At 69.1% G+C, this 23,795-nt stretch carries 16 protein-coding genes; 7 read left to right on the forward strand and 9 right to left on the reverse strand.

Going from position 1 to position 23,795, the window contains the following annotated elements; all coding sequences use genetic code 11:
• Positions 1-23 precede the first annotated feature (23 nt).
• From ACQP1V_RS32355 to ACQP1V_RS32380, 6 genes are all read right to left on the reverse strand, one after another.
• Positions 24-1,028, reverse strand: coding sequence for an ABC transporter ATP-binding protein (locus ACQP1V_RS32355; RefSeq protein ID WP_387410140.1), 1,005 nt, complete (start codon positions 1,026-1,028; stop codon positions 24-26).
• A complete protein-coding gene (locus tag ACQP1V_RS32360; RefSeq protein WP_387410142.1) occupies positions 1,006-2,040 on the reverse strand; it encodes an ABC transporter ATP-binding protein in 1,035 nt (344 codons plus the stop codon). Before ACQP1V_RS32360 ends, ACQP1V_RS32355 begins: the two co-directional genes overlap by 23 nt.
• A complete protein-coding gene (locus tag ACQP1V_RS32365; protein WP_433413855.1) occupies positions 2,037-2,948 on the reverse strand; it encodes an ABC transporter permease in 912 nt (303 codons plus the stop codon). The genes ACQP1V_RS32360 and ACQP1V_RS32365 overlap by 4 nt, the downstream gene beginning before the upstream one ends.
• On the reverse strand, positions 2,941-3,849 hold the full coding sequence (locus ACQP1V_RS32370; protein ID WP_433413856.1) for an ABC transporter permease: 909 nt from the start codon (positions 3,847-3,849) through the stop codon (positions 2,941-2,943). Before ACQP1V_RS32370 ends, ACQP1V_RS32365 begins: the two co-directional genes overlap by 8 nt.
• 33 nt (positions 3,850-3,882) lie before the next feature.
• The gene (locus ACQP1V_RS32375; protein ID WP_433413858.1) at positions 3,883-5,472 is read right to left on the reverse strand and encodes a peptide ABC transporter substrate-binding protein; all 1,590 of its coding nucleotides are present in this window, start codon (positions 5,470-5,472) and stop codon (positions 3,883-3,885) included.
• A gap of 235 nt (positions 5,473-5,707) precedes the next feature.
• Positions 5,708-6,868, reverse strand: coding sequence for a diaminopropionate ammonia-lyase (locus ACQP1V_RS32380; protein WP_387410148.1), 1,161 nt, complete (start codon positions 6,866-6,868; stop codon positions 5,708-5,710).
• Positions 6,869-6,987: 119 nt separating this feature from the next.
• On the opposite strand from ACQP1V_RS32380, the gene ACQP1V_RS32385 reads away from it, so the two are divergent.
• From ACQP1V_RS32385 to ACQP1V_RS32395, 3 genes are read left to right on the forward strand one after another with little or no spacing between them, the layout of a single operon-like run.
• On the forward strand, positions 6,988-7,647 hold the full coding sequence (locus tag ACQP1V_RS32385; RefSeq protein ID WP_433413860.1) for a GntR family transcriptional regulator: 660 nt from the start codon (positions 6,988-6,990) through the stop codon (positions 7,645-7,647).
• Positions 7,648-8,724, forward strand: coding sequence for a histidinol-phosphate transaminase (locus tag ACQP1V_RS32390; RefSeq protein ID WP_433413861.1), 1,077 nt, complete (start codon positions 7,648-7,650; stop codon positions 8,722-8,724).
• Between the two features lie 10 nt (positions 8,725-8,734).
• Positions 8,735-9,958, forward strand: coding sequence for a pyridoxal phosphate-dependent aminotransferase (locus ACQP1V_RS32395; protein ID WP_433413863.1), 1,224 nt, complete (start codon positions 8,735-8,737; stop codon positions 9,956-9,958).
• A 188-nt stretch (positions 9,959-10,146) separates the two neighbouring features.
• On the opposite strand, the gene ACQP1V_RS32400 is transcribed toward ACQP1V_RS32395, so the two are convergent.
• Positions 10,147-10,764: a TetR/AcrR family transcriptional regulator gene (locus tag ACQP1V_RS32400; protein WP_433413865.1), complete on the reverse strand. Its 618-nt coding sequence runs from the start codon at positions 10,762-10,764 to the stop codon at positions 10,147-10,149.
• A gap of 150 nt (positions 10,765-10,914) precedes the next feature.
• Between ACQP1V_RS32400 and ACQP1V_RS32405 the strand changes: the two genes are divergently transcribed.
• From ACQP1V_RS32405 to ACQP1V_RS32420, 4 genes are all read left to right on the forward strand, one after another.
• Positions 10,915-11,478: a dihydrofolate reductase family protein gene (locus ACQP1V_RS32405; protein WP_433413867.1), complete on the forward strand. Its 564-nt coding sequence runs from the start codon at positions 10,915-10,917 to the stop codon at positions 11,476-11,478.
• 55 nt (positions 11,479-11,533) lie between these two features.
• Entirely contained in the window at positions 11,534-11,743 is a 210-nt protein-coding gene (locus ACQP1V_RS32410) for a DUF4287 domain-containing protein (protein ID WP_433413869.1), read from the forward strand.
• A gap of 226 nt (positions 11,744-11,969) precedes the next feature.
• Positions 11,970-14,852, forward strand: coding sequence for a helix-turn-helix transcriptional regulator (locus ACQP1V_RS32415; RefSeq protein ID WP_433413871.1), 2,883 nt, complete (start codon positions 11,970-11,972; stop codon positions 14,850-14,852).
• A gap of 222 nt (positions 14,853-15,074) precedes the next feature.
• Complete coding sequence (locus ACQP1V_RS32420) at positions 15,075-19,058, forward strand: S8 family serine peptidase (RefSeq protein WP_433413873.1); 3,984 nt, start codon at positions 15,075-15,077, stop codon at positions 19,056-19,058.
• A gap of 263 nt (positions 19,059-19,321) precedes the next feature.
• Here ACQP1V_RS32420 and ACQP1V_RS32425 read toward each other — a convergent pair whose 3' ends face one another.
• Positions 19,322-20,203: an alpha/beta fold hydrolase gene (locus tag ACQP1V_RS32425; protein WP_433413875.1), complete on the reverse strand. Its 882-nt coding sequence runs from the start codon at positions 20,201-20,203 to the stop codon at positions 19,322-19,324.
• A gap of 349 nt (positions 20,204-20,552) precedes the next feature.
• Complete coding sequence (locus ACQP1V_RS32430) at positions 20,553-23,627, reverse strand: S8 family serine peptidase (RefSeq protein ID WP_433413877.1); 3,075 nt, start codon at positions 23,625-23,627, stop codon at positions 20,553-20,555.
• Positions 23,628-23,795 lie beyond the last annotated feature (168 nt).

A 23,795-nucleotide genomic window follows, 5' to 3' on the forward strand; every position in this document is an offset into this window, starting at 1 on the left:
CTGTGTACAGAATACAGTAATGCCTAGCCGTCCACTTGGACAGAGGCAGCGGGGGCGAAATGGCAGGCGGTCAGATGGCCGGAGGCCGCACCCTCCACGAGCGCGGGCTCATGTACGGCGCACACCTCCTCCGCCTTCCAGCAGCGGGTGCGGAATCGGCACCCGCTGGGAGGCTCGGCGGGACTGGGCGGATCGCCGTTGAGCATGATCACTTCCTGCTCGCGGGCCATGTCGGGGTCCGTGGGCGGTGCGGACGACAGCAGCGCCTGCGTGTACGGATGCCGCGGTTGTCCGTAGACCTCGCCCTCAGGGCCGACCTCGATGACCTTCCCCAGGTACATCACGGCGACCCGGTGGCTGATCTGGCGGACGACGGTGAGATCGTGCGCGATGAACACGTACGAAAGGTTCAGCTGTTCCTGCAGATCGGCCAGAAGGTTGAGAACCTGCGCCTGGACGGAGACGTCCAGCGCCGAGACGGGTTCGTCGCAGACGACGATCTCGGGCCCCAGGGCGAGCGCGCGGGCGATGCCGATGCGCTGGCGTTGCCCACCGGAGAACTCGTGCGGGTAGCGGTTCACATGATCGGGGTTGAGGCCGATCAGTTCGAATAGCTCCCGGGTACGGTTCCGCCTTTCGGCGGGCGTTCCCTCGCCGTGTACGGCCAGCGGCTCGGCGACGATGTCCCCGACCGTCATCCGCGGATCGAGGCTGGTGTACGGGTCCTGCAGGACGATCTGGATCTTGCGCCGCAGGGCTTTCAGCCCGGCGCGGCTGAGTCGGTGAATGTCCTCACCGCGGTACCGGATCGTCCCCGACGTGGGCCGGTCGAGGGCGACGAGCATCCGGCCGAGCGTGGACTTCCCGCAGCCGGACTCACCGACGAGGCCGAGTGTCTCCCGCTCCCCCAAGGTGAACGACACCTTGTCCACGGCGTGTACCCGCGACGCGGAGCCTAACGGCCACCGCCGTCCGGACGCGTAGTGCCGGGTGACGTCGGTGACCTCAAGAATGGGCGGTGAGCACACCGGCGATCACGTCCTTTCCCAGGTGGCAGGCGCTCCAGCGGCCCTGCGCGTGTTCACTGAGCACCGGCTCCCGCTCCTCGCACACGGTTTCGGCGAGCGGGCATCGGAACCGGAACGGGCAGCCGCTGGTCTCCTTGCCGAGCACCGGCGGCTGCCCGGGCAGGGCGGCGAGCTGTCCGGCCCGGCGATCCGCGCGGGGAACCGCGTCGAGCAGCGCCTTCGTATAGGGGTGGGCGGGACGGCGGAAGATGTCGCGGACCATGCCGGTCTCCACCACGCGGCCCGCGTACATCACGGCCACCCGGTCGGCGATCGACGCGGCCGCGCCGAAGTCGTGGGTGATCAGGACCAGTCCCATGCCGGACTCTCCCTGGAGAGTCTGGAGCAGCCGGAGTATCTGCACCTGGACGGTGGCGTCCAGTGCGGTCGTCGGCTCGTCGGCGATCAGCACGTCCGGCGACAACGCGAGCGCCATGGCGATCACGGCGCGCTGCCGCATACCGCCGGAGAATTGGTGCGGGTACTGGCGGTAGCGCTGTTCGGCGTCCGGGATCCGTACCTGCCGCATCAGTTCGACCGTGCGGTCACGAGCCTCTCCACGGGAGAGGCCGAGGCGGGTCCGCAGGGTCTCGCCGATCTGTGGCCCGACGCGCAGGACGGGATTCAAGGCGGACAACGAATCCTGAAAGACCATGCCGATGCCCTGGCCTCGGACCTCGCGCCTGGCGGTTTCCGGAAGGCCGAGCAGATCGCGGCCGTTCCAGCGCACGCTTCCGCCACCGATCCTGGCCGGAGGGGTCTCCAGAATCCCCATGATCACCTGAGCGGTCATGCTCTTGCCCGACCCGGACTCTCCGAGGATCGCGAGCGTCTCCCCGCGATCCACGTGCCAGCTCACCCCGCGCAACACCGGCACGGGGCCGTCGTCGCCGCCGAACTCGACCTGCAGATCGTGAACTTCCAGCAGGTGTTCGGTCGCCATGGTGTTCCCCTTCCGCGTCGTGTCGCTCACGAGTGGATCCTTGGGTCGATGGCGTCTCGGACGACGTCGCCGAGCAGGATGAAGGCCAGGACGGTGACGCTGAGGAACAGAGCCGGGCCCAGAAGCGGCAGTGGCGCCTCCAGGAACCGCGCCTGAGCGTCGTGAATCATCTGCCCCCAGGAGATCGTCGGCGGGCGCAGGCCGATCCCCAGCATCGAGATGATCGACTCATAGGTGATGAACACGCCGAGGTTTGTCGTCACGACCACCAGCCAGGGGCCGAGACTGTTCGGCACGACATGGCGGGCGAGGGCCCTCAGCCGCGAACACCCGACGGCGGCCGCCGCCAGCATGTAGTCCTGCTGTTTCGCCTCCATGACCGACGACCGGGTGATGCGGGCGACCTGCGGCCAGCCGTGGACCGACAGAGCGATGATCACCGTCCACGTGCCGCTGCCCGACGTGCCGAACAGCGTCAGCAGAACGCTCGCCCCCAGCAGCAGCGGAATGGCCAGGAAGATCTCGGTGATCCTGGACAGGGCCGCGTCGACCCAACCGCCGAAATAGCCGGCGGCCGCGCCGACGACCCCGCCGAGCAGCCCGGTCAGCAGGGAGACGGCGATGCCGATGCCGAGACTCGCGCGAGCGCCGTACACGCTGCGCGAGAACACGTCGCAGCCTTGGAGATCCCTTCCGAACCACTGGCCGGCGCCGGCGTCGGCCAGTGTCCGCCCGAGGTCGCAGTCGTACGGATCGGCCATCGCGAACAGGGACGGAGCGGCGGCCATGCCCACCATCACCACAAGCAGGGCGGCGGAGAGATAGAAGAGCGGGCTGCGGGAGAGCCTTCGCCAGACCGCCTGCCAATGACCGCGCCGCTTCCTCTGCGGAACCCCCCGCCGCTCCACGACGCCGGCGGCCGAAGCGAGTTCAGGCATAGCGGATCCTCGGGTCGAGTACGGCGTACAGCAGGTCGACGAGCAGGTTCGCGACAACGTAGACGAACACGAAGACGGTGACCACGCCCACCACCGTCGTGCGTTCTCCCAGGTAAACGGCTCGCGCCATGGCTTGGCCCATGCCGGGGATGTTGAAGATGCTCTCGGTGATGACGGCGCCGCTGAGCAGCGCGCCCACTTCGAGGCCGAGGAACGTGACGACGGGGATCAGGCTGTTGCGCAACGCGTGGTGCGCCACAACTCGGACTCGAGTCAGGCCCTTGGCTGTGGCCATCCGGACGTAGTCCTCGCGAAGCGACTCGGCGAGCTGGCCACGGGTGAGCCGGGCCACGTAGGCCGTCGACAACGACCCCAGCACGAACCCGGGCATGATGTAGCTGAGAAGGCCGTCCTCGGTTCCGGCTACCGGGAGCCAGCCGAACTTCACGCCGACCACGAGCTGGAGTACGAACGCGGTCACGAAGAACGGGATCGAGAGCCCCGCGAGGGTGAAGATCCGGACCCCGGTGTCGGCGACGCCGTTGCGGCGCAGCGCGGAGAGGACTCCGGCGCCGACACCGATGATGATCTGGAACGCCAGGGCGAACGCCGCGAGCTGGGCACTGACCCAGATCCGTTCACCGAGCATCTGGGCCACGTCCTGGCCGCTGTAGGTCTGCCCCAGATCGCCCTGGAGGGCCCCGGCCAGGAAGCGGACGTACTGCTGCAGGAGCGGCTCGTCGAGGTGGTAACGAGCCCGGATCGCCTCCGCGAACGCCGGATCGGCGGCTCGCTCACCGGCCAGGGCCTGCACCGGGTCGCCGGGCAGGGCGAAGGTGATGACGAAGATAACGAAAGTCGCGCCGACGAAGACCAGCACCGCCTGCAGGACTCGGCTCATGATGTAACGGGACACTGGTGCGTCCTCCGCCGGCTATTTCACGACCACGGATTCGATCCGCAGTCTGCGGAAGGAATCCACGATCACGTCGCTGACCCGCTTGGAGTGCCCCGCCATGACGCCCTGGTACCAGAGCGGCACGTACGGCATGTCGTCGAGAAGCACCCGCTCCGCCTCCGCGTATTTCGCGTCGGCGGCCTCCGTGTCCTTGGCCGCCGCGCCGTCACGCAGCAGCGCCTCGAACTTGTCGTTGCGGTATCGGGAGAAGTTCTCCCCGGCGTCCTGAGTGAACAACGGCTTGAGGTAGTTCTCGGGGCTGGGGAAGTAGAAGGTCCACGCGGTACGGAAGGCGGTGTCGACCTTCCCGCTGCTCAGATCTCCCAGCAGCACCGCGAGCTTGGGATAGGCCTTCGTCTCGACGTTCACGCCGAGGTCCTTCGAGATCTGCCGCGCGGCAGCCTCGACCCACTCCTTGTTCTCCGGGGCGTCGCTGTTGTAGCCGATGGTGAAACTGCCGCCGGGGATGCCCCCCGCCGCGTCGAAGGCCGCCTTGGCCGCGGCGGCGTCATGAACGCACAAGGCTCCACACGCGTCCGCTGCCGCACCCGGGACCACGGGCGGCACGAAACCGGTCGCCGGTGTGCGCGTGCCCTTGAAGATCGCCTTGGTGATCGCGTCCCGGTCGATCGCCATCGAGATGGCCTTGCGTACGCCAGGCGACGTGAACTTCTCGCCGTTCACGGGGAACCCGAGGTATTCCATGCGCCCACTCGGCGACTCCCCGAACCGGTCCCCCAGCAGGCTCTTGGCCTCGGTGCTCCTCGCGGTCGGGATGGCGGGCAGGACGTCGAGGTTGTTGGCGAGCAGATCGTTGTAGGCGGTGTCGAAGCTCTGATAGATCTTGAACTGGACTTCCCCCGCCTTGGCCTTCGTGCCGGCGTAGGAGTCGTTACGGCGCAGCGTGATCTGCTGGTCGTGCTGCCAGGCGCCCTCCATGACGAACGGGCCGTTCCCGATCGGCCGCTGTTCGAAGGCCTTCGGGTCCTTGTAGGCCACGGAGGGGAGCGGCGAGAACGCGGGATACCCCAGCAGTTGCCTGAACTGCGACCAGGGTCTCACCAGCGCGATCTCGAAGTTGAGGTCGTCGACGACGCGCAGGCCGGACATCGTCTCCTCGGCTCCGGAGGCGACCTCGCGATAGCCCTTGATGTCCCCGAAGACGTACGCGTTCAGCTGGGCGGACTTCTTGTTCGCGGCGAAATTCCACGCGTCCACGAACGACCGCGAGGTAACGGGTTCGCCGTTGTGGAACGTCCAGCCGGGTTTGAGCCTGACCTTCCACACCTTGTTGTCGGTGCTCTCGACGCTCTCGGCGACCTCCAGACGGGTCTCGTTGGTCTTGATGTCGAACGTCACCAGCGGAGTGAAGAGCGCGGACACCACCTGCGCTCCGTAGACCTCGGAGTAGTTGGCCGGCATGAGCGAGGACGGTTCGAGGATCGCGGCGGAGAACGCCCCCGTCTTCTTGCCGGCTTCGGAACCGCCGCATGACGCGACCGAAACCAGCAGGACAGACGCCAAACCGATGGCCACCATGCCTCTGATGTGTAGGAACACGGTCATCCCACCTTTTGTGAATCGTCAATGACGCCGGACATCCGGCAGTCGTGTGACGCAGGCAGCCGAGGCAGTTCCCCCACGCGCTTCCAACTGCGTGCTGAACACAGAATGCAGAGGTGGTGCAAGAGGTGTCAAGGAGACGAATACTCAGAGACTGAACTAAAAGTCCGGCCAGGGAACAAGTTCGGGCCGGACCGATACGGCCCGACCCGAAGCGTGATCTCCGGTTGTGGAGGCGTCAGCCGTTGGCCGCGCTCAGATCTCCCACGATGCTGCGATAGCTCGCAGGGTCGCTCGCACCCTCCGTGTTCAGGAGAAGGATCGTGCTGTCCTGTGTCAGCCCGAGCCCCTCACGGAACTCGCGGTCGGCGGAGACGAGCAGCGCACCCGCGAGCGAGGCCGCGCCGCTCTCCCCCGACTCGATCCCACAACCGGCGAAGACCCTCATGGCCTCTCGCACTCCGTGGTCGTCGACAGTGATGGCCGCGTCCACCGTGCCGCGCAGGATCGGCCAGGCCACCACGCTCGTTTCGCCGCAATTCAGACCGGCCATGATCGAGCGATGCGGCCCTTGGACGGTCGTACGGACGCCGGCGGCGAGCGAGCGATGTACGCAGTCGGCGGTGTCGGGTTCGACGGTCGCGATGCGCGTCGCCGCACGGGAGCCGAAGTGGAGGCCGACGGCGGCGGCGAAGGCGCCCACACCCGCAGGGACGATCACCAAGTCCGGGGTGTCCATGGGGTCGAGACCCATCTCGGCCAGCTGTTCGTCAACCTCATGAAAGATCGTCGAATAGCCGTCGATCACGCGTCGCGGCACCGTCTCGTACCCGGGCCAGGCCGTGTCGGACACCAGGATGGCGTGGGGGTCGCGTTCGGCCTGAACGGCCACGTAGCGCACCGCGTCGTCATAGCTCGCGTACACCCGGACGACCTGCGCCCCCTCGCCCTCGATCGCCGCCGACCGCGCCATCGACACCTCGTTCGGCACGTAGATGCGGGCGCGCATATCGAGGAGACCGGCCATGTGCGCCACGGCCCTTCCGTGGTTCCCGTCGGTGGCGCAGGTCAGCACATGGTCGCGTAGCGGCCCGACGGCGTGACGCAGTTCCTCGAACGAGATCGCCGGGTCGAGGCCCAGACGTTCGCACAGCGTACGGTGGATCCCCCAGGATGAGCCGAGGATCTTGAACGACGGCAACCCCAGGCGGTGCTGCTCGTTCTTGACGAGGACTCGCCCCGTTCCCGTCCGACGCGCCAGTTCAGGCGATTCGACGAGAGGGGTGCGGGCGTAACCCGGCATCGATCGGTGGAATCGTCGTGGCGCGTCACATGGGTCATCACTGAACGCGTTCGGGTAGGCGGTTCTCAGTGACTGGATGATGGCGCAGCCAGGCATGGCGCGACCTCCAGAGGTGTGGGGATGGGGTCGCCAGCCTAGCGCTTCTGCACTCTGAGTTCAGTATGTAGTATGCTCTGGATCTGACATCATCAGTAGCTTTTGCCGGAGGCGGAACAATGGCGGTCGATCGCAGACTCTTGCGCGAGCAAGTCAGGGACGAGGTCCTTGACCGCCTTCTCCGAGGCAAATATCCAGTGGGCACCCGCATCAACGAGGTGCACCTCGCGGCGGAGATCGGCGTCAGCCGGACGCCGCTGCGTGAGGCGCTGGCGAGCCTGGCACAGGAAGGCATTCTCGACGCCCGCCCGAACCGGGGGTATTGGGTCTCTCCCCTGAGCGAGCAGGAGGTCCGCGAGACCTACCCGATCATCGCCCAGCTCGAAGTGCTCGCGATCACGCTTTCCGATCCCGCGGAACTCGCCCGGCATGCGCCGCAGCTCATCGAGGCCGCAGAGAACATGGCGGCAGCCGAAGACGTCCGCGAGGTGCAGCGCGCCGACGACGAGTGGCATGCGGGCCTGCTGGCGGCCTGCCCGAACAGCCGGCTTCTTGAAATGATCGGCGACACCAAACGCATCGTCCATCGATATGAGCATGCCTATCTTGGCGACCCGCAGATTGTTCGTGAGTCCATCGAACAGCACAAGCGTATCGCCGCGGCCCTTCAAGAGCAGGATCTGGCGACGGCGACCCGCGAGCTGGAAAGCAACTGGAAAACGTCCATGCAGCGCCTTGTCGCGCGTATCACCGGATCACAAGACACAAGCGGAGATTGAATGCCCGCCCTACCTGTCCGGGACGACCTGCGTACGGTCCGCCCGTACAACACCCGGCCGTTTTCCTCGCCGGTCGACCCGGTCGCGCTGCTGAACAACAATGAGAGTCCACGTCCTCCCGAAGGACGTCACCTTGAGGTGTTGCGTTCGGCGGCCTCCCTGGCGCTGGCGACCGCGAACCGTTATCCGGACACCGACCTCGGCACGCTGCGAGCCGCATTGGCGCGGTATACCGGACATGGCGTGCGAGCCGAGATGGTGTGGCCGGGAAACGGCTCCAACGAGGTACTGCTGCACCTGCTCCTGGCGTACGGCGGGCCCGGCCGTACGGCCCTTGGATTCGGGCCCACGTATTCGATGCACGAGCAAATCGCGACGATAACCGGAACTCGATGGATATCAGCTGACCGCGGACCGGATTTCGGCCTGACCCGTGAGGCGGCGGCCACCGCGGTCGAACGGCACCGGCCTGACATCATCTTCCTCTGCGCGCCCAACAATCCGACGGGGACGCCTCTGGATCGGGCGACGCTGGACGTCGTCCTGCGGACCGCGCCGGGGCTGGTGGTGCTTGACGAGGCATACGTGGAGTTCTCCGCCATCGGCAGCCGGGCTGGCCTCCTCGCCGAACATCCACGGCTGGTGATCTCCCGGACCATGTCGAAGGCGTTCGGTTTCGCGGGGATACGCGTCGGGTTCCTGCTCGCCTCACCCGACGTGCTGGCCCCTTTGCGTATCGTCGCCCTGCCGTACCATCTGTCGACGCTGACGGCGGCGGTCGCGCTCGCCGCCCTCGAACAGGCCGATGAACTGCTCGCGCATATCCCGAGCGTTCTCGCCGAGCGCCAGAGAATGCGCGACGCTCTGGTCGGCGCCGGCCACGCGGTCGTGCCGAGCGACGCGAACTTCCTGCTCTTCGACACCGGCGCCGACTCTTCCGCGGTGGCGGCGTGGCTGGCCCGGCAAGGCGTGCTGGTACGCGACGTGGGCCCGGCCGGATGGTTGCGCGTAAGCGTCGGACATCCCGATGAGAACGACATCTTCCTCAAGACCCTGGCCGAATTTTCGTCGAAGTAAGAGGAGAACCATGTCTATCGGATTGAGTGACCGAGCGAGCGCGATCGCCGGATCGGCGACCATGGCGGTTTCGTCCCGGGCGGCCGAGCTGCGCGCGGCCGGATACCGCATCGTGAGTTTCGGCGCGGGTGAGCCGGATTTCCCCACCCCGGATTACATCGTCGAGGCCGCCCAGCGGGCTTGCCCGGATCCCGTCAATCATCGATACACGTCGGCGGCCGGACTGGCGGAGTTGCGCCATTTGATCGCCCAGACCGTCCTGGCGGATACGGGCCTTGCCATCAATGACACGGACGTGCTGGTCACCAACGGAGCGAAGCAGGCCGTGTATCTCGCCTGCATGGTCCTGCTGAATCCCGGCGACGAGGCACTCATTCCGGCGCCCTATTGGACCACCTATCCGGAGGCCGTACGCCTCGCCGGCGCGACCCCGGTCCCCGTGCACAGCGACGCCGACCAGGATTTCAAGGTGACGCCCGAACTCCTTGAGGCGCACGTCACTCCGCGAACCAAGGTGCTGTTCTTCGGCTCCCCCGCCAACCCGACGGGAACCGTTTACACACCCGAGGAGACCCGGGCCATCGGAAACTGGGCGGCGCAGCGGGGAATCTGGGTGATCAGCGATGAGATTTACCAGCACCTCGTGTACGACGGCGCGACAGCCCAATCCATGCCGGTAGCCGCTCCGGACATCGAGGATCGGTGCATCGTCATCGGCGGCGTGTCGAAGACGTACGCCATGACGGGCTGGCGGGTCGGCTGGCTGTACGGTCCCACCGCGGCGGTCAAGGCGGCCGTCAACCTGCAATCGCATATGTCATCCAACGTCGCCAACGTCGCCCAGGTCGCCGCTATCGCGGCCCTGCGCGCGGGCCGCCCGGGTTTCGACGACGTTCTGGCCGCCTATGATCGCCGCCGCCGGCTCATGGTCGATGTGCTCCAGGGGATACGCGGAGTCGACTGCCCCACCCCCACCGGGGCCTTCTACTGCTTCCCCTCGGTCAAGCGCCTGCTCACCCGGTCAATCCTCGGCCACTCCTTCACCACCACCGCCGAGCTGGCGACATTCATCCTGGACGAGGCCTCCGTGGCCCTCCTCCCGGGCGAAGCCTTCGGCGCCCCCGGCTGCCTCCGCCTCTCCTACGCCCTGGACGACCAGAGCCTGCAGACGGGCCTGGAGCGCCTTCAGCGACTCCTCAGCTCCCAGGACATCCCCCGCGCCCACGTGCACTGATGTAGGCGGGGTTCCGGTGACGGCCCTCTCAACCAGACGGCGAGCGGCTCGGTGCGGTCACCGGAGCCGCCGCCGCGGTGCTCTCACTGCGTCATCGAGAGCGACCGGCCGGTCGGCGGCACCGCGCGCCGGCCTCGCTCGGTAGCGGCCCTGCGCGCGGTATCGGATCTGACGTCGGGGCGGCAGGCTCACCGCTCGCTTGGAGGGGATCCCGGGTCGGGCGCCGCCGGCCGGGTGAGCGCGTGCAGGGCATGCGCGATGAGGGTGTCGAGGTAGGCGGGGTCGGGCATGCCGCGGTGGAAGGCGAGCCGGTGGTAAAGGGGACCGTACAGCAGGTCCAGTGCCACATCGAGGTCGGCGTCCGGGCTTAGCTGTCCCTGCCGCTGCGCTTGGCGCATGCGGTTCTTGAACTCGGCGATGCGCGGCTCGATGAGCCGTTCGCGCAGGTCATGGGCGAGGGCCGGATCGTGCAGCGCCTCGGCGATCACCCCGGCGAGGGCGGAGGTCTGCGGCGGCGCGAGCATGCCGATGACCGCGGTCAACTGAGTGCGCAGATCGGCGGCGAGGTCGCCGGTGTCGAGATGGTGAGCTTTCATGGTCGCGGCTTCGTCGAGCAGTTCCAGGATGACCGCGCCCTTGGAAGGCCACCAACGGTAGATGGTCTTCTTGCTCACGCCCGCGCGAGAGGCGATGGCTTCGATGGTGAGGCGCCCGTACCCCCGCTCCACGCAGAGCTCACGGGCGGCAGCAAAGATCGCTTGACGGCTGCTTTCGCTGCGGCGCGCCACGTTCGGTGTGTTGCCCACGAGAGCACCCTACAGGAAACGACACGTATCGTGTTGACAGCCAAGACGATCTTCGTACACTGTCTCGGGGACACGACCCGTGTCGTGTCCATTCGGAGTAACTGATCCGCGGTGCGCGAATGAATCGCGCCCAAGCAGAGGGGGAAGCGGATGGCCGATGCCCGCAAAGTCGTGGCCGGACTGTTCATGTCGCTCGATGGTGTCGTGGAAGCGCCGGATCGCTGGCACTTCCCGTACCTCAACGACGAGATGGCCGCGGCGGTCGGGTCGATGCACGCCGCGGCGGACACTCTGTTGCTGGGCCGGGTGACCTATGAGTCGTTCGCCGCGGTCTGGCCGCATCAGACCGGCGAGCTGGCCGACCAGATCAACAGCATTCACAAGCTGGTCGTCTCGACCACCCTGGACAGAGCCGACTGGACGAATTCGACCCTGATCGCCGGGGACGTCATCGGCAGCCTGGTCGAACTCAAGCGGCAGCCGGGAAAGAACATCCACCTGACGGGCAGTCTCACCCTGACCCGGATGCTGCTGTACGCGGGCTTCATCGACGAGCTCCGCCTGCTGATCCACCCGATCGTGCTGGGCACCGGAGAGCGGCTCTTCCCTGAGGGCACCGACCGGGTGTCGCTCGAACTCGCCCGGTCCGCCACGTTCACCACCGGCGTGCTGGACCTGACCTACCAGCCCGCCCGGCCCCACTCCCGGCGCTGACCTCGTCCACGCGGCCCTAGCCTGACACCCCGACGAGCAGAACGGACCTCCCGACATGGCCACTCCGCCGAAGGGCGACCCCACCAGCTACTTCCCCTCGATCGAGAAGAAGTACGGGCGCCCCATCCAGGAATGGATCGACCTCATCGACTCCTCGCCCCTGACCAAGCACATGGAGCTCGTCAGCTGGCTCAAGACCGAGCACGGCCTCGGGCACGGTCACGCCAACGCCCTCGTCGCCCACACCTTGGCAGGCAGGAAATAGCCCGAAGGTGAACCCCGGCTGGTGGGCGCGTGTGGGCGCGTACCGCCGGCCGCTGTGCGCGCCCAGGCCGTCACTGTCACGTCGGTTCGCGGATGTCGGCGGTCCCCCGGTCGTGTCGGGGCCGCGCCGGTCGTGCCCGCGAACCGGCCGTGCAACGCCCGTGACTTTTATCATCCTTTGGGGTTGAATGGCATGATCACATGGCCTGCATGACGATCAGGGCACGGTGAGAGATGCGCGGCTGGTGCCGGTGAACGACCCCGAGGCTCTCGGCAGGACGGTGTCGCCCCTCCTGGTCGGCCGGGATCGAGAGCTGGAAAGGATCGTCGCCGCGGTGACCGCGGCCCCCTCGGTGTCCGTCGTCGAGGGCGAGGCGGGCATCGGCAAGTCACGACTGCTGGCCGAGCTGGCCACCCGGCCCGAGCTGGCGGATCGCCGCCTCCTCAGCGGCGGCTGCGGCCAGATCAGGGAACCGTTCCCGCTGGGCCCGATCGTGGAGGCGATGCGCGGCCGCGCCGCCGACCTGACCGGCGCCGCCCTCTCGCCGGTGGCGGGAGCGCTGCGCGGACTCCTGCCCGAACTCGAAGCGGTGCTCCCGGAACCGCCGCCGCCGCTGGAGAACCGGGCCGCCGACCGGCACCGGCTGTTCCGCGGCCTGGTCGAGGTCCTGGCCGCGCTTTGCCCCGCCGTCCTGGTGGTGGAGGACCTGCACTGGGCGGACGAGCAGACCGTCGAGTTCCTGGGCTACCTGCTGGGAACTCCGCAGCGCGCGCTGTCGGTGGTGCTGACCTACCGGGGCGACGAGGCGGCCGCCCCCGTTCGCGCGCTGACGGCGCGCCCGCCCGACTCGGTCACGCACGAGCACCTGGCGCTCGCTCCGCTCGACACGGCGCAGACCCGCGTGCTCGCCGCGGCGATCCTGGGTGTGAACGAGGTGACGGAGGAGTTCGCGGAGCATCTGCGCGCGCGGGCCTCGGGGCTGCCGCTGGCCGTACAGGAACTGCTCGCGCTGCTGCGCACGCGCGGCGCGCTGATCAAATGGGAGGGCGGCTGGGCCCGCCGCGCCCTCGACGCGCTGGACGTGCCCGTGGGCGTGCGCGCCTCGGTACAGGAACGGGTGTCCCGGCTGCCCGCCGAGGCACGGGCCGTGGTGGAGACCGCCGCGGTGCTCCAGCTCGCGGTACCCGTCTCAGTGTTGGCGCACGCGGCCGGCCGGCCCGGGCCCGAGGCGATGGACGGCGCGCTCGACTCCGGGCTGCTGGCCGAGCAGGAAGGGACGGTGGGGTTCCGGCACGTACTGGCGGCGCAGGCCGTCTACGAGGCGATCCCGGTGGGACGCAGGCGGGTGATGCATGCGGCCGCGGCGGAGGCCGTACGGGGACTCCGGCAGGCGCCGCTCGGACAGATGGCGCACCACCTGCGGCAGGCGGGCAGGATGCCCGAGTGGGCGGACGCGGCCGCCAGGGCGGCCGAGCAGGCGGACGCCCTCGGCGACGAGGCCGAGGCCACCCGACTGCTCGAAGACCTGCTGCGCAACGCGGAGCTGGATCCGGTACGGCGGGCGCGGCTCACCGTGCGCCTGGGCTGGGCGGCCCTGCAGGTGCTGCCTTTCCCGCAGGTGCGCGAGCTGATCACCGAAGCGCTCCGCCACGAGCTGCCGACCACGCTCCGCGGCGAGCTGCGTTTCCTGTCGGGCATGCACGCCGAGGTGAGCCGGGAAGATCCCACTCAAAGGAACAGCGTTCTGGCCGCGGCCATCGAGGACCTGGGCGACCGTCCCGACCTGGCCGCGTGGGCGCTGGTTCTGCTGGGACTGCCGATCGTGCCGGACGTCCCGCCCGAGGTGGAGCGCGACCGGCTCAACCAGGCGCTCGGCCTCCTGCCCTCCATCGAGAACCGCACCATGCGGCTGTTGATCCTGAGCAAGTTGGCGATGGTGTTCGCCCTGATGGGCGACACGCGCTGGGTCGAACTCACCGAACAGGTCCGCGCGGAGACGCACGGCCGCGCACGCGACTACCAGGAGGCCAACGCGTACCGCTCCATCGCCGAGGACGCCTGCTACGCCGGTCACCACGACCTCGCCCGCAACCTGCTGGAGACGGCGCTGGACACCACCGACCCCGACCTGCAGGGCGTCAGCGAGCAACGGACCAGGTCGAGGCTGGCCATCGTCGACTACTGCCGCGGCTCGTGGGGCAGGCTCCGCCCGATGGTGGACGCTCTGCGCAGGCAGGGCGACGCCCCTCCACACGAGAGCGTCCAAGTGGACATGGTGACGGCGTGCCTGGCGCCCGCCCCGGGACGCCTTGATCTCGCACTGGACGCCCTGCGCGACGTCGTCGGGCGGGCGTTCGTGTTCGGCGACTTCGACCTGCTGCCCCTGCCCGTCTCGATGCTGCTCCGGCTGGCCACCGCCCGCGGCGAGCACGACGCGGCGATCACGGAGACGGCCGCCGCGGTACGCGTGTGGGAGGACAAGGAGATGTGGCCGGCGGGCGTGCGCGCGGTACCGGCGCTCGTGGAGGCGTTGCTCGCGGCCGGGCGCGCGAATGACGCCGCCGAGCTGGTGGACCGCTATGACGGGCGTCTGCGCGGACTGGACGCGCCGCTGGCCGCTCCCGCGCTGGGGCAGGCCCGCGGACTCTTGCGGGCGGCGGACCAGCGGTGGGCCGAAGCCGCCCGGTCACTCTCCGCCGCCGCGGAGGGTTTCCGCGCGCTCCCCGCGGCCTACGACGCCGCGCAGGCGGACGAGCAGGCGGCGGCCTGCCTGCTCAGCGCCGGGGACCCGGCCGGCGGACCGATCCTGCGGGCGGCGACCGCCGCGTACGCGGAACTCGGCGCCCGGTGGGATCTCGACCGGGCCAGCCTCCTCGGCCGGACGTGGGGGGTACGCCTCCCGCAGCTCACCCAGCCGCGCGAGGGGCGGGGTTCGGCATTGTCCTCGCGGCAGGAGCAGGTCGCCCGGCTGGCCGCCACGGGGCTGACCAACCAGGAGATCGCCAAGGAGATGTTCCTGTCACCGAAGACGGTGGACAAGCATCTCAGCGCCGCCATGCGCAAGGTCGGAGCCCGGTCGCGCACGGAGCTGGCCCTCTTCTACCGGTGAATTGGGGAGTTTTCCCCAGGGATTCCCCATAACTCCACCTGCCCGGCAGCGACGACGCTTGCTCCATGCCCGAGCCAGACCCCGCCCCCGAACCAGAGACCGAAGCCGAGCCGGACGCGGAGTCGGAACCCGCGCCGGACGCGGAGTCCGAACCCGCGCCTCCTGACGGCTTCGAGCCGGTATGAGCGTCACCCCCCGCGGAAAGGCAGTCCCCCTGTGTCCATGAAGAACTCGCTGTGCGCCGCCGCGACCGTGTTCGCGCTGCTCGCGGCGCTTCCCCCACCGGCCGCCCAGGCCGAGCCGGAACCGGCCGCCACCGCTCCCCCGTCCGCCCCGCCGTCCGTCTCGCTGTCCGGCTTGGGGGCCGGTGTCCACGCCATCACCCTGATCACCGGAGACAAGGTCAAACTCACCGACACCGGCGGCGGCAGGTACGCCGTCGACACCGAACCGGTCCCCCGGCCGGACGGCGACCTGCCCACGCTCGCCACGCTGAGCGGCCCCGACGGCGTCTACGTCCTGCCGAGCGACGCGATGCCGGCCGTCGACGCGGGCAAGCTCGACCGCCGGCTGTTCAACGTGAAGTACCTGGCCGAGAACGGCTACACCGACGACGCGACCGCGCAGGTCCCGGTCATCGTGCAGTACCAGGGCACGCCCCCGGCTGCCACGCTCAAGGGCTCGGCCGACGCCCTACCGGCCAGCGCGCCCACTCACACCCTGGAGAGCATCCACGGGGCGTCGGTCGAGGTGACCAAGGGTGAGTCCGGCACGTTCTGGCAGGCCGTACGCGGCTCCTTCGCCCCCGGCGCGGCCAAGCTCAGCGGCGGGATCGCCAAGATCTGGCTCGACGGCAAGATCAAGGTGGACCTCGCGGAGAGCGTCCCGATGATCGGCGCGCCGGAGGCCTGGGCGGGCGGCCACGACGGTTCCGGGGTCAAGGTCGCGGTGCTGGACACCGGTGTCGACGCCGGACACCCCGACCTGAAGGGGAAGGTCGCCGACTCCCGGTCGTTCGTGCCCGGCGAGGCCGTACAGGACCTCGGCGGACACGGCACCCACGTGGCCACCACGATCGCGGGCAGCGGGGCCGCGTCAGGAGAGAAGAACAAGGGCGTCGCGCCCGGCGCGGACCTCCTGATCGGCAAGGTGCTCAGCAACGGCGGCAGCGGCCGGGAATCCTGGGTCGTCGAGGGCATGGAGTGGGCGACCGCCGGCGGCGCCAAGGTGATCAGCATGAGCCTCGGTGGCGACGTCACCGACGGCACCGACCCGACCAGCCAGGCCGTCAACGAGCTGAGCGCCGCGACGGGCGCGCTGTTCGTGATCGCGGCCGGCAACGACGGCAAGGTCGGATCGATCGGCTCCCCCGGCGTGGCCGACGCGGCCCTCACTGTGGCCGCCGTCGACAAGGACGACAAACTGGCCGGCTTCTCCAGTCAGGGCCCGCGCTTCGGCGACATGGCGCTGAAGCCCGACATCGCCGCCCCCGGCGTCGGCATCGCGGCCGGCCGCGCGGCCGGCACCTCGATGGGCACCCCGGTCGACGAGTACTACACCAGGGCGAACGGCACCTCGATGGCCACCCCGCACGTGGCCGGAGCAGCGGCGATCATGGCCCAGCAGCACCCCGACTGGAAGGGGCCGCTGATCAAGACGGCCCTGATGTCGACGGCCAAGGACGACGGGTTCGCGGCGTACGAGCAGGGCGCCGGTCGGGTCGACCTGGTCCGCGCGCACCGGCAGACGGTCTTCGCCACAACCTCCGCCGCCGACTTCACCTCGGTGAGCGATCCGGGCACGAAGCTCGAACGGAAGATCAGCTACGTCAACCTGGGCTCGGAGCCGGTCACGCTCACGCTGACCGGCGCGCTGCGCGACGTGCGCGGGCCGGCGATGGAGGGCTCGCTGACGACGGAGTCCTCGCTGACCGTCCCCGCGTCCGGCATGGCCACGACCACCGTCACGCTGGACCCCGCCGACCTGGAGTACGGCCGCTACACCGGGGCGGTCGTCGCGCAGGCCGGCGACGTGCGGGTGACCACGCCCGTGGGCGCCGTACGCGAGGCCCCGACGCATACGCTGACCGTGCACACCATCGGCAGGGACGGCAAGCCGCTCAACCCGAGCGACCAGTTCGTCATCGACGTGGACGGGAGCCGGGGCCTCCTCGAAGACCAGGCGCTCGTGGGCGAGGGCACCGTCGCCGTCCGCGTCCCCGAGGGGACCGTGAGCGTGACCCAGCTCGCCTCCTGGGCCGACGGCGACGACAGGAAGAACACCGCCTGGCTGATGAACCCGCAGGTCGCCATCACAGGCGACACGGAGATCACGTTCGACGTCAGGAAAACCTCGCAGGTGAGCTTCGGCACCCCAAAGCCGGCCGAGCCGCTCAACAACACCCCATACGGCTACTTCCAGCGGACCGTCGCCGGCGGCGAGACCTGGGCGGGATCCTTCCCCTCCGGGCCGTGGGACAAGATGTGGGTCCTGCCGACCGAGAAGGTCACCAAGGGCGCGTTCAGGTTCGCGATCGCGTGGACGCTGGGGCAGTCCGAGGTGGCCATGCGCGTGACCGGGCACAAGCCGGCCACGCTGCACCCGGCCACGCCGCAGCACGAGCGCCGCGGCCAGCAGAGCTACCACCCCGGCTTCGTGCCGTTCACCGGAACGCGGGACCTGCAGGTCGTCGACGTCGGCCGGGGCGGGCCCGAGGACCTCGCCGGGCTCGACCTGCGCGGCAAGCTGGCGCTGCTGGAGACCGGCCTCAGCGACGGCGTGTTCGGTGCGCTCTGCGGCCTGCCGGTCGAGCTGGTCGGCCCGATCAGGGACGCCGGCGCCGCCGGCATCGCCGCTTTCCCCGGGAAGGGCACGAACTGCACGATCCCGCTGGGCATCACCCAGAAGCCGCTCACCGGCGACCCCAAGCCCGTGGGTATCAGCAACATCTCGCTGTCCAACAAGGAGGCCATGGACCTGCGCGAACGCCTCGCCTCCGGGCCGGTCACGGTCAAGGTGACCGGGACTCCCGAGACTCCCTACACCTACGTGCTCAAGCCGTACGTGGAGGGCAGGGTCCCCGCCTCGATGCGGTACGAACTCGGCACGAGGGACCTGGCCCAGGTGGATTTGGACGTGCACTATTCCGAGCCGGCCACCTTCGAGGACTTCCGCTACATCTGGAAGCAGGACGACCTCTTCGTGACGGCGACGATGGTGTCCGATCAAGGCGCGACCGCCTTCACCGGGCCCCTCAGCCGGCCGGAGTGGGTCGGCCCGCTCGATCCGGAGATCACACACCTGCACGGCATGACCGCGCGCGGCCTCGACGAGGTCACCACGTACGGGACCCGGTACCGGGTGGAGGCGTTCGACCGTCCCGGGCGCACCGGTCAGCAGTGGTTCGCCACGCCCAGCACGCTCGGCGCCGCGTCGGCTCCGGCGAAGGCGCTGTCGATCCCCGACCCGAAGGCGGCGCCGGGAACGCGGCAGGGCACCACCCTGCGCTGCGCCATCTGCGTGGAGGGCGACGTGCTGTGGGCCGAGATCGGCGTCACGAGCGGGGTGCTGGAGGACAGGGACTTCAGCGACCGGTTCTGGAGCCCGGGCCTGCTCAACCCGGCCTACGAGGTGAGGTTCTACCGGGACGACGTGGAGCTCCCGCGGGCTCCGCTCAACCCGGCGCTGAAAAACGCGCCCGCCTTCACCATCCCCGAGGGCGCCGGCACCTACCGGCTCACCGCGAAGAAGGACGGGGAAGAGGCCGAGTGGACCTTCGCCTCCCGGCCCGTCAAGGGCACGCCGCAGCCCGGGCTCATCTGCGTCAGCCAGGTCGTCCAGGGCTGGGCCAAGGAGTGCGGGCCGACGCAGGCCGTGTTCGTCGGCTACGACCTCGGCCGTGATCTGGGGATGGACAACACCGTGCCGGCCGGCAGGACCCACCACTTCACCGTCGATCCCTATCGCTCCCCGTCGGGGGGCGCGATGCCGAAGATCGCCGGGATCAAGCTGTGGGCGAGCACCGACGACGGCGCCACCTGGCAGCCCGTCGATGTGAAACGGCAGAACGACGGCACCTACCGGGCCTCCGCCAAGTACCCGAAGCTCGCCGACACCAAGGGAGCGGTCGGCCTGAAGGTCGAGGCGTGGGACGAGGCGGGCAACCGGCTCAAGCACACCGTGACGCGCGCCTTCGGCCTGCGCTGACGGGGCCGGACCCGGGGCGGCGGCCATCCGCCGCCCCGGGTCCTGGTGCCTCGGCGTCTGGCCGCCGAGCGTCGAACCGGCGGTGATGCCGAGGTTGAAGGCGATGATGATCAGTGAGTAGCCGCCCACCAGCCAGCCGATCCGGTCCTGCGACGCCCCAAGGCCGTGGCTCATCTGCGGCAGCAGACCCATCGGAAGCGTCTCGGTGGTGATGGTGGTCAACGCGACCGTGAACAACACCGCCAGCCCGGCAGCGGGACGCCTCACGGTCGGCCCCACACTCGGTCCAGGAAGTCGGCGATGAGCGGGGCGATCCCCGGGAGGTGGTCCTCGAGGGCGAAGTGGCCGGTGTCGAGGACGTGGAGTTCGGCGTCGGCCAGGTCGCGCAGGTAGGCGTGTGCGCCGGGCTCGGGGAAGAACGGGTCGTTCGCGCCCCAGGTGATGAGGGTGGGCGGGGTGTGCGTGCGCAGCCACTCCTGCCAGGTGCCGTACCGCTCAACGTTGGAGTGGTAGTCGAAGGCGAGCGCGACTTGGGCCTCCTTGCGGCCGGGCAGGTCGAGGAAGTGCTGGTCGAGGGTCCAGCCCTCGGGGGCGAGGAGTTCGGGGTCCGCGACGCCGGTCTCGTACTGGCCGCGCGTGCCGGGCAGGGTGAGCAGGTCGCGGATGGTGTCCTCGGCACCGGGCTGGTCGGGGCGCAGCGCGATGAAGTCGCGGGCTCCGGCGGACAAGCCCTCCTCGTAGAGGTTGCCGTTCTGCACGACCAGGCCCGCGATCCACTCGGGGTGCCGCTCGGCGAGCCGGAACCCGATGGGCGCGCCGAAGTCGAAGACGTACATCACGAAGCGGGTCAGGCCGAGCTTCTGGACGAAGCCCTCGGTGATGTCGGCGAGCCGGTCGAAGGAGTAGGTGAAGTCGGCCGGGGCCTCGGTGTGCCCGAAGCCGGGATAGTCGGGCGCGATCAGCCGGTAGCGGGTGCCCAGCACGTCGATGAGGCGGCGGAACTGGTGCGAGGCCGATGGGAAGCCGTGCAGGAGCAGCAGGACCGGCGCGCCAGACCGCTCGGGCAGCGACTCGCGGTAGAAGACGCGGACACCATCGACGTCGAGGTGGCGGTGGGTGGTGCGGGCGACCAAGGAGAACGTCACTTCTAATGCCTTTCATTGAAGATGATGCGTTAGTTATAGCGATGAGTAATCTAACGCGTCAACACGATGATGTAGCATTAGGACATGAGTGAGCCAGGCCCCCTGACCGGGGAACCCCTTGCCCTGGACCTGGTCGACACACGCCCAGTCACGGGTGCCGCCGCCGGCCACCCCCGCCGAAGCCCGCCGACACTGCTTGATCAGATGAGGGATCTGCTCAACGAACGTCTTTGCCGGGCAGTGAGAGTTGTCGCAGAAGAGCCGGCGGCTCCTCGCCCGGATCAGTCACTTCCCCCCGGGCCCGGCCCGGAAGGAAGCCGGGCCCGGGGAAGCGTGACGCGATCGTCGGTCAGCCGACGGCGTAGGCGCGAGTGATCGTCTGGGTCAGGCCGGTGCCCGCCGTGTCGGTCACCACCGCACGGAGGGAGACGAATCCGGCCGTACGCGGGTTCGGCACCATGGCGGTCCAGCCCGAGCCGGTGCGGACGATCGGGATCTGGCGCCAGTGCGCCCCGTCGTCGGAGGACACCTCCAGCCGGACCGACGTCGTCTCCGCCCCGATGAAGCCGAGGTTGCGCTCGATCCACATGGGCAGGCGCGTCGTGCTGCCCGGCTTGGCGCGATTCGATTCATCCAGGCCGGCGGGGCTGTAACGGACCGCCGTCAGCGGCAGCGGCTGTTCCTTCGCCTTGGTCGCGGACCGGAACTTCCATACGGACTCCACCCCGGTGGAGAGCGTCGAGTACGGCACCTGCCTGCGCATCGACGCGGTCAGCGTGTAGGCACCGGACCCGGCGGGAAGGTCGGCGCGGAGCTCGCACTCTTCCGCCTGGTAGACCTCACAGTTGTCGATGTCGGTCGTGACCAGTACCTTCCCGTCTTTGGCGAGGGTGGCGGTGCCGGTGGCGGCGGCGTCCGCGCCCGTTCTGCCCGCGCCCGCGTCGGCGAACAGCCCAAACGCGGAGAAGGTCAGCGTGTCGCCGGTACGGCTGCCGCCCGGCAGCAGGAACGACGGACCGGTGACCGCGGCGTTCCAGACGTCGCTGGTCTGTCCGCGCTTCATGAGCGTTCCGCCGTCGAAGGTCACGGCGGTGCCGACCTGAAGACCGCTTGCGTAGGTCAGCCCGGGGGTCCGGTACTGGATGAGCGTGCCGGGCAGGGGAAGGTCGCCGACCAGTGGTATCAAATTCATGGCCGGGAATTCCTCGTAATGTGGTCCAGCCATCGGCGTCCCCGTGGCCGCCACTCCCGAGGCCCGGTAGGTCGTGGAGACCTTCGCCAGATCCTGCTGCCTGGCGTCGTAGGTGGGATTGTCAGGAATGCCGCCGGTGCGATAGTCAACGAGGTCGTAGACGTAAGGGCTGGGAGACACGTCCTTGCTCAGCCACAGGGTTCTCAAGGTGTAGGTCAGACCTGGCTGCTGAACGGGAACGACAAAGAACCTGTTGGTGATGTCCACGCCGCCCCGCGACCCGAATGAGTTCCATGCGCCATGGAACAGCCCGAACTCGAACGAACTCGGAAGTTCGGCACTCGGATCGTCGACGGTGATCTTGGCCGCCTTGCCCTGGCGGGCGTCCACCGTCAACTGAAGGTCGCTGCCATCGACCCGCAGCGGGAAGTCGGCGATGGTGTAGGTGAACCTCCCATCGACCTTCTCCCCGATCTCGGTGTAGAAGTTCCAGTCGCCCTTGGCGAGCCGTACTGTGGCCACACCGTTCTCGAACATCGGGTCGACGATGGCCCCGGTCTTCGCGTCATAGACCTGAGCCATCATGGGGTCGACCGGTTCGCCCTGCTTGCCGATGACGGTGATGGTGACGTTGTAGGACTCCGGCTCGACGTACGCACCCGCCAGGGTGCGGATCACGGTATCGCCCGAGGTGGCGGTGATCGTCCCGACATAGTCGCCGGGGGCTTTGCCGTTCGCGTCGATGGTGAGCGTGACCGACGCCTGTCCGGCGGCGGGCACCTCGATCCGCTGGGTGGAGAGCTTCAGCACGTCGCCCTCGGCGGTCAGGTCGAGGCTGACCGGGGCGTCGCCGGAGTTGGTGTAGGTGATGGTCCCGGTCTTCGTGCGTTCGTCCGGGCCGTCCCAGGGGAAGGCGGCCCAGGTGTCCGCCGTCTGGGCCACGACCTGCTGCTTCAGGGCGCGGACCACATCCACCCGTCCGGTGCCCTGCTGGTACGGCGTGGCGCCCGGCGAAGAAGCGGCGCTGCCGGCCAGCGCGGCCTTGAGCTGCCGGCCGGTCCAGTCAGGATGCCGTTGGGCGAGGATGGCCGCGGCCCCGGCCACGTGCGGCGCGGCCATGGAGGTGCCGCTCTTCGCGACGTGTGTGTCGTCGGCGGTGCCGGCGGCCGCCGCCGCGACGATGCCGACGCCCGGTGCGGTGAGGTCCGGTTTGACGGCGTGGTCGCCCAGGCGGGGGCCGGTGCTGGAGAACGGGGCCACCCGGTCCTTCCTGTCGACGGCGCCGACGGTGAGGGCGGCGTCCGCGCTGCCGGGGCTCATCACCGGGTCCCGGAAGGTGTTTCCCGACGCCACGATGAACAACGTGCCCGTCCGCTCGGACAGCGTGTTCACCGCCTGTTCCACGGGGTCGATCTCGGGGGCGTCCGGCTCACCGAGACTTATGTTGACGACCTTGGCCTTGACCTCGAGAGCGGCCCATTCCATACCCGCGATGATCGCGGAGTCGGCCGCACCCCAGGCGTCGCCCACCTTTCCGACGGCGAGCTTGGCGCCCGGGGCCACGCCCCGGTACTTCTCCCCGTTACCTGCGACGATCGAGGCGACATGGGTGCCGTGGCCGATGGGGTCGCGGATGTCGGGGTCGTCGCTGAAGTTGCGCTCCTGCGCCACCACGCCCTTCAGATCCGGATGGTCGGGGTCGTAGCCGGAGTCGAGAACGGCGACCGTGACGCCCTCGCCGGTCATGCCCTGCTTCCATGCCTCGGTGGCGCCGATCTGTGTGGTGCTCTGGTCGAGGCTGTAGGAGAGGCGGCCGTCCAGCCAGATCTTCGTCGTGCCCGCGGCCAGAGTACGGGCGCCCGCTGTCAGATCCTTCCAGGTCTGAGCCGCGCCGCTCTTGGGCACGTGAAGCGTGGTCATGCCGAGGCCGGCGAGCTGCCGGGAGCCCTGCGCGCCCCTGAGCGCAGGGGCCGGGCCCGTGCCCGACTGCGTGATCAGCGGGATGTCCGGCGTGTCGGCGTCGCCGTAGTGCCATTCCAGGAGCTGGGTGACGTCGAACAACCGCCGGTCGAGCAGGCCCTGGGCGACCAGGGGCTGGGCATCCGACGGGATCACGTACAGGTGTCCTTCGCGTACCTGGCTCGTGAAGCCGACTTCCCGCCGGCCGGGTCCGGGATCCACCCGGTAGCTCTTGCCGGTGACCACGACCCGGTCACCGGTGATCAGGGTCACCGCGTTCGCCTGGCGAGAGGGAGCCTGCGGGGCCGGTGCCGCCGCCGCTGCCGGTGTGATGCCTGCGATCGTTCCTGCCATGACAGCGGCAAGGAGCGACTTACCTAAAATCATGATCTGCCTTGCGTGCGAGGGGAAATGGTCTCTTTCGCGTTCGCCCACGGCCGC

This window comes from Microtetraspora malaysiensis (genome assembly GCF_050947145.1).
In the GTDB taxonomy this organism is placed as follows: Bacteria; Actinomycetota; Actinomycetes; order Streptosporangiales; family Streptosporangiaceae; genus Microtetraspora_A; species Microtetraspora_A malaysiensis.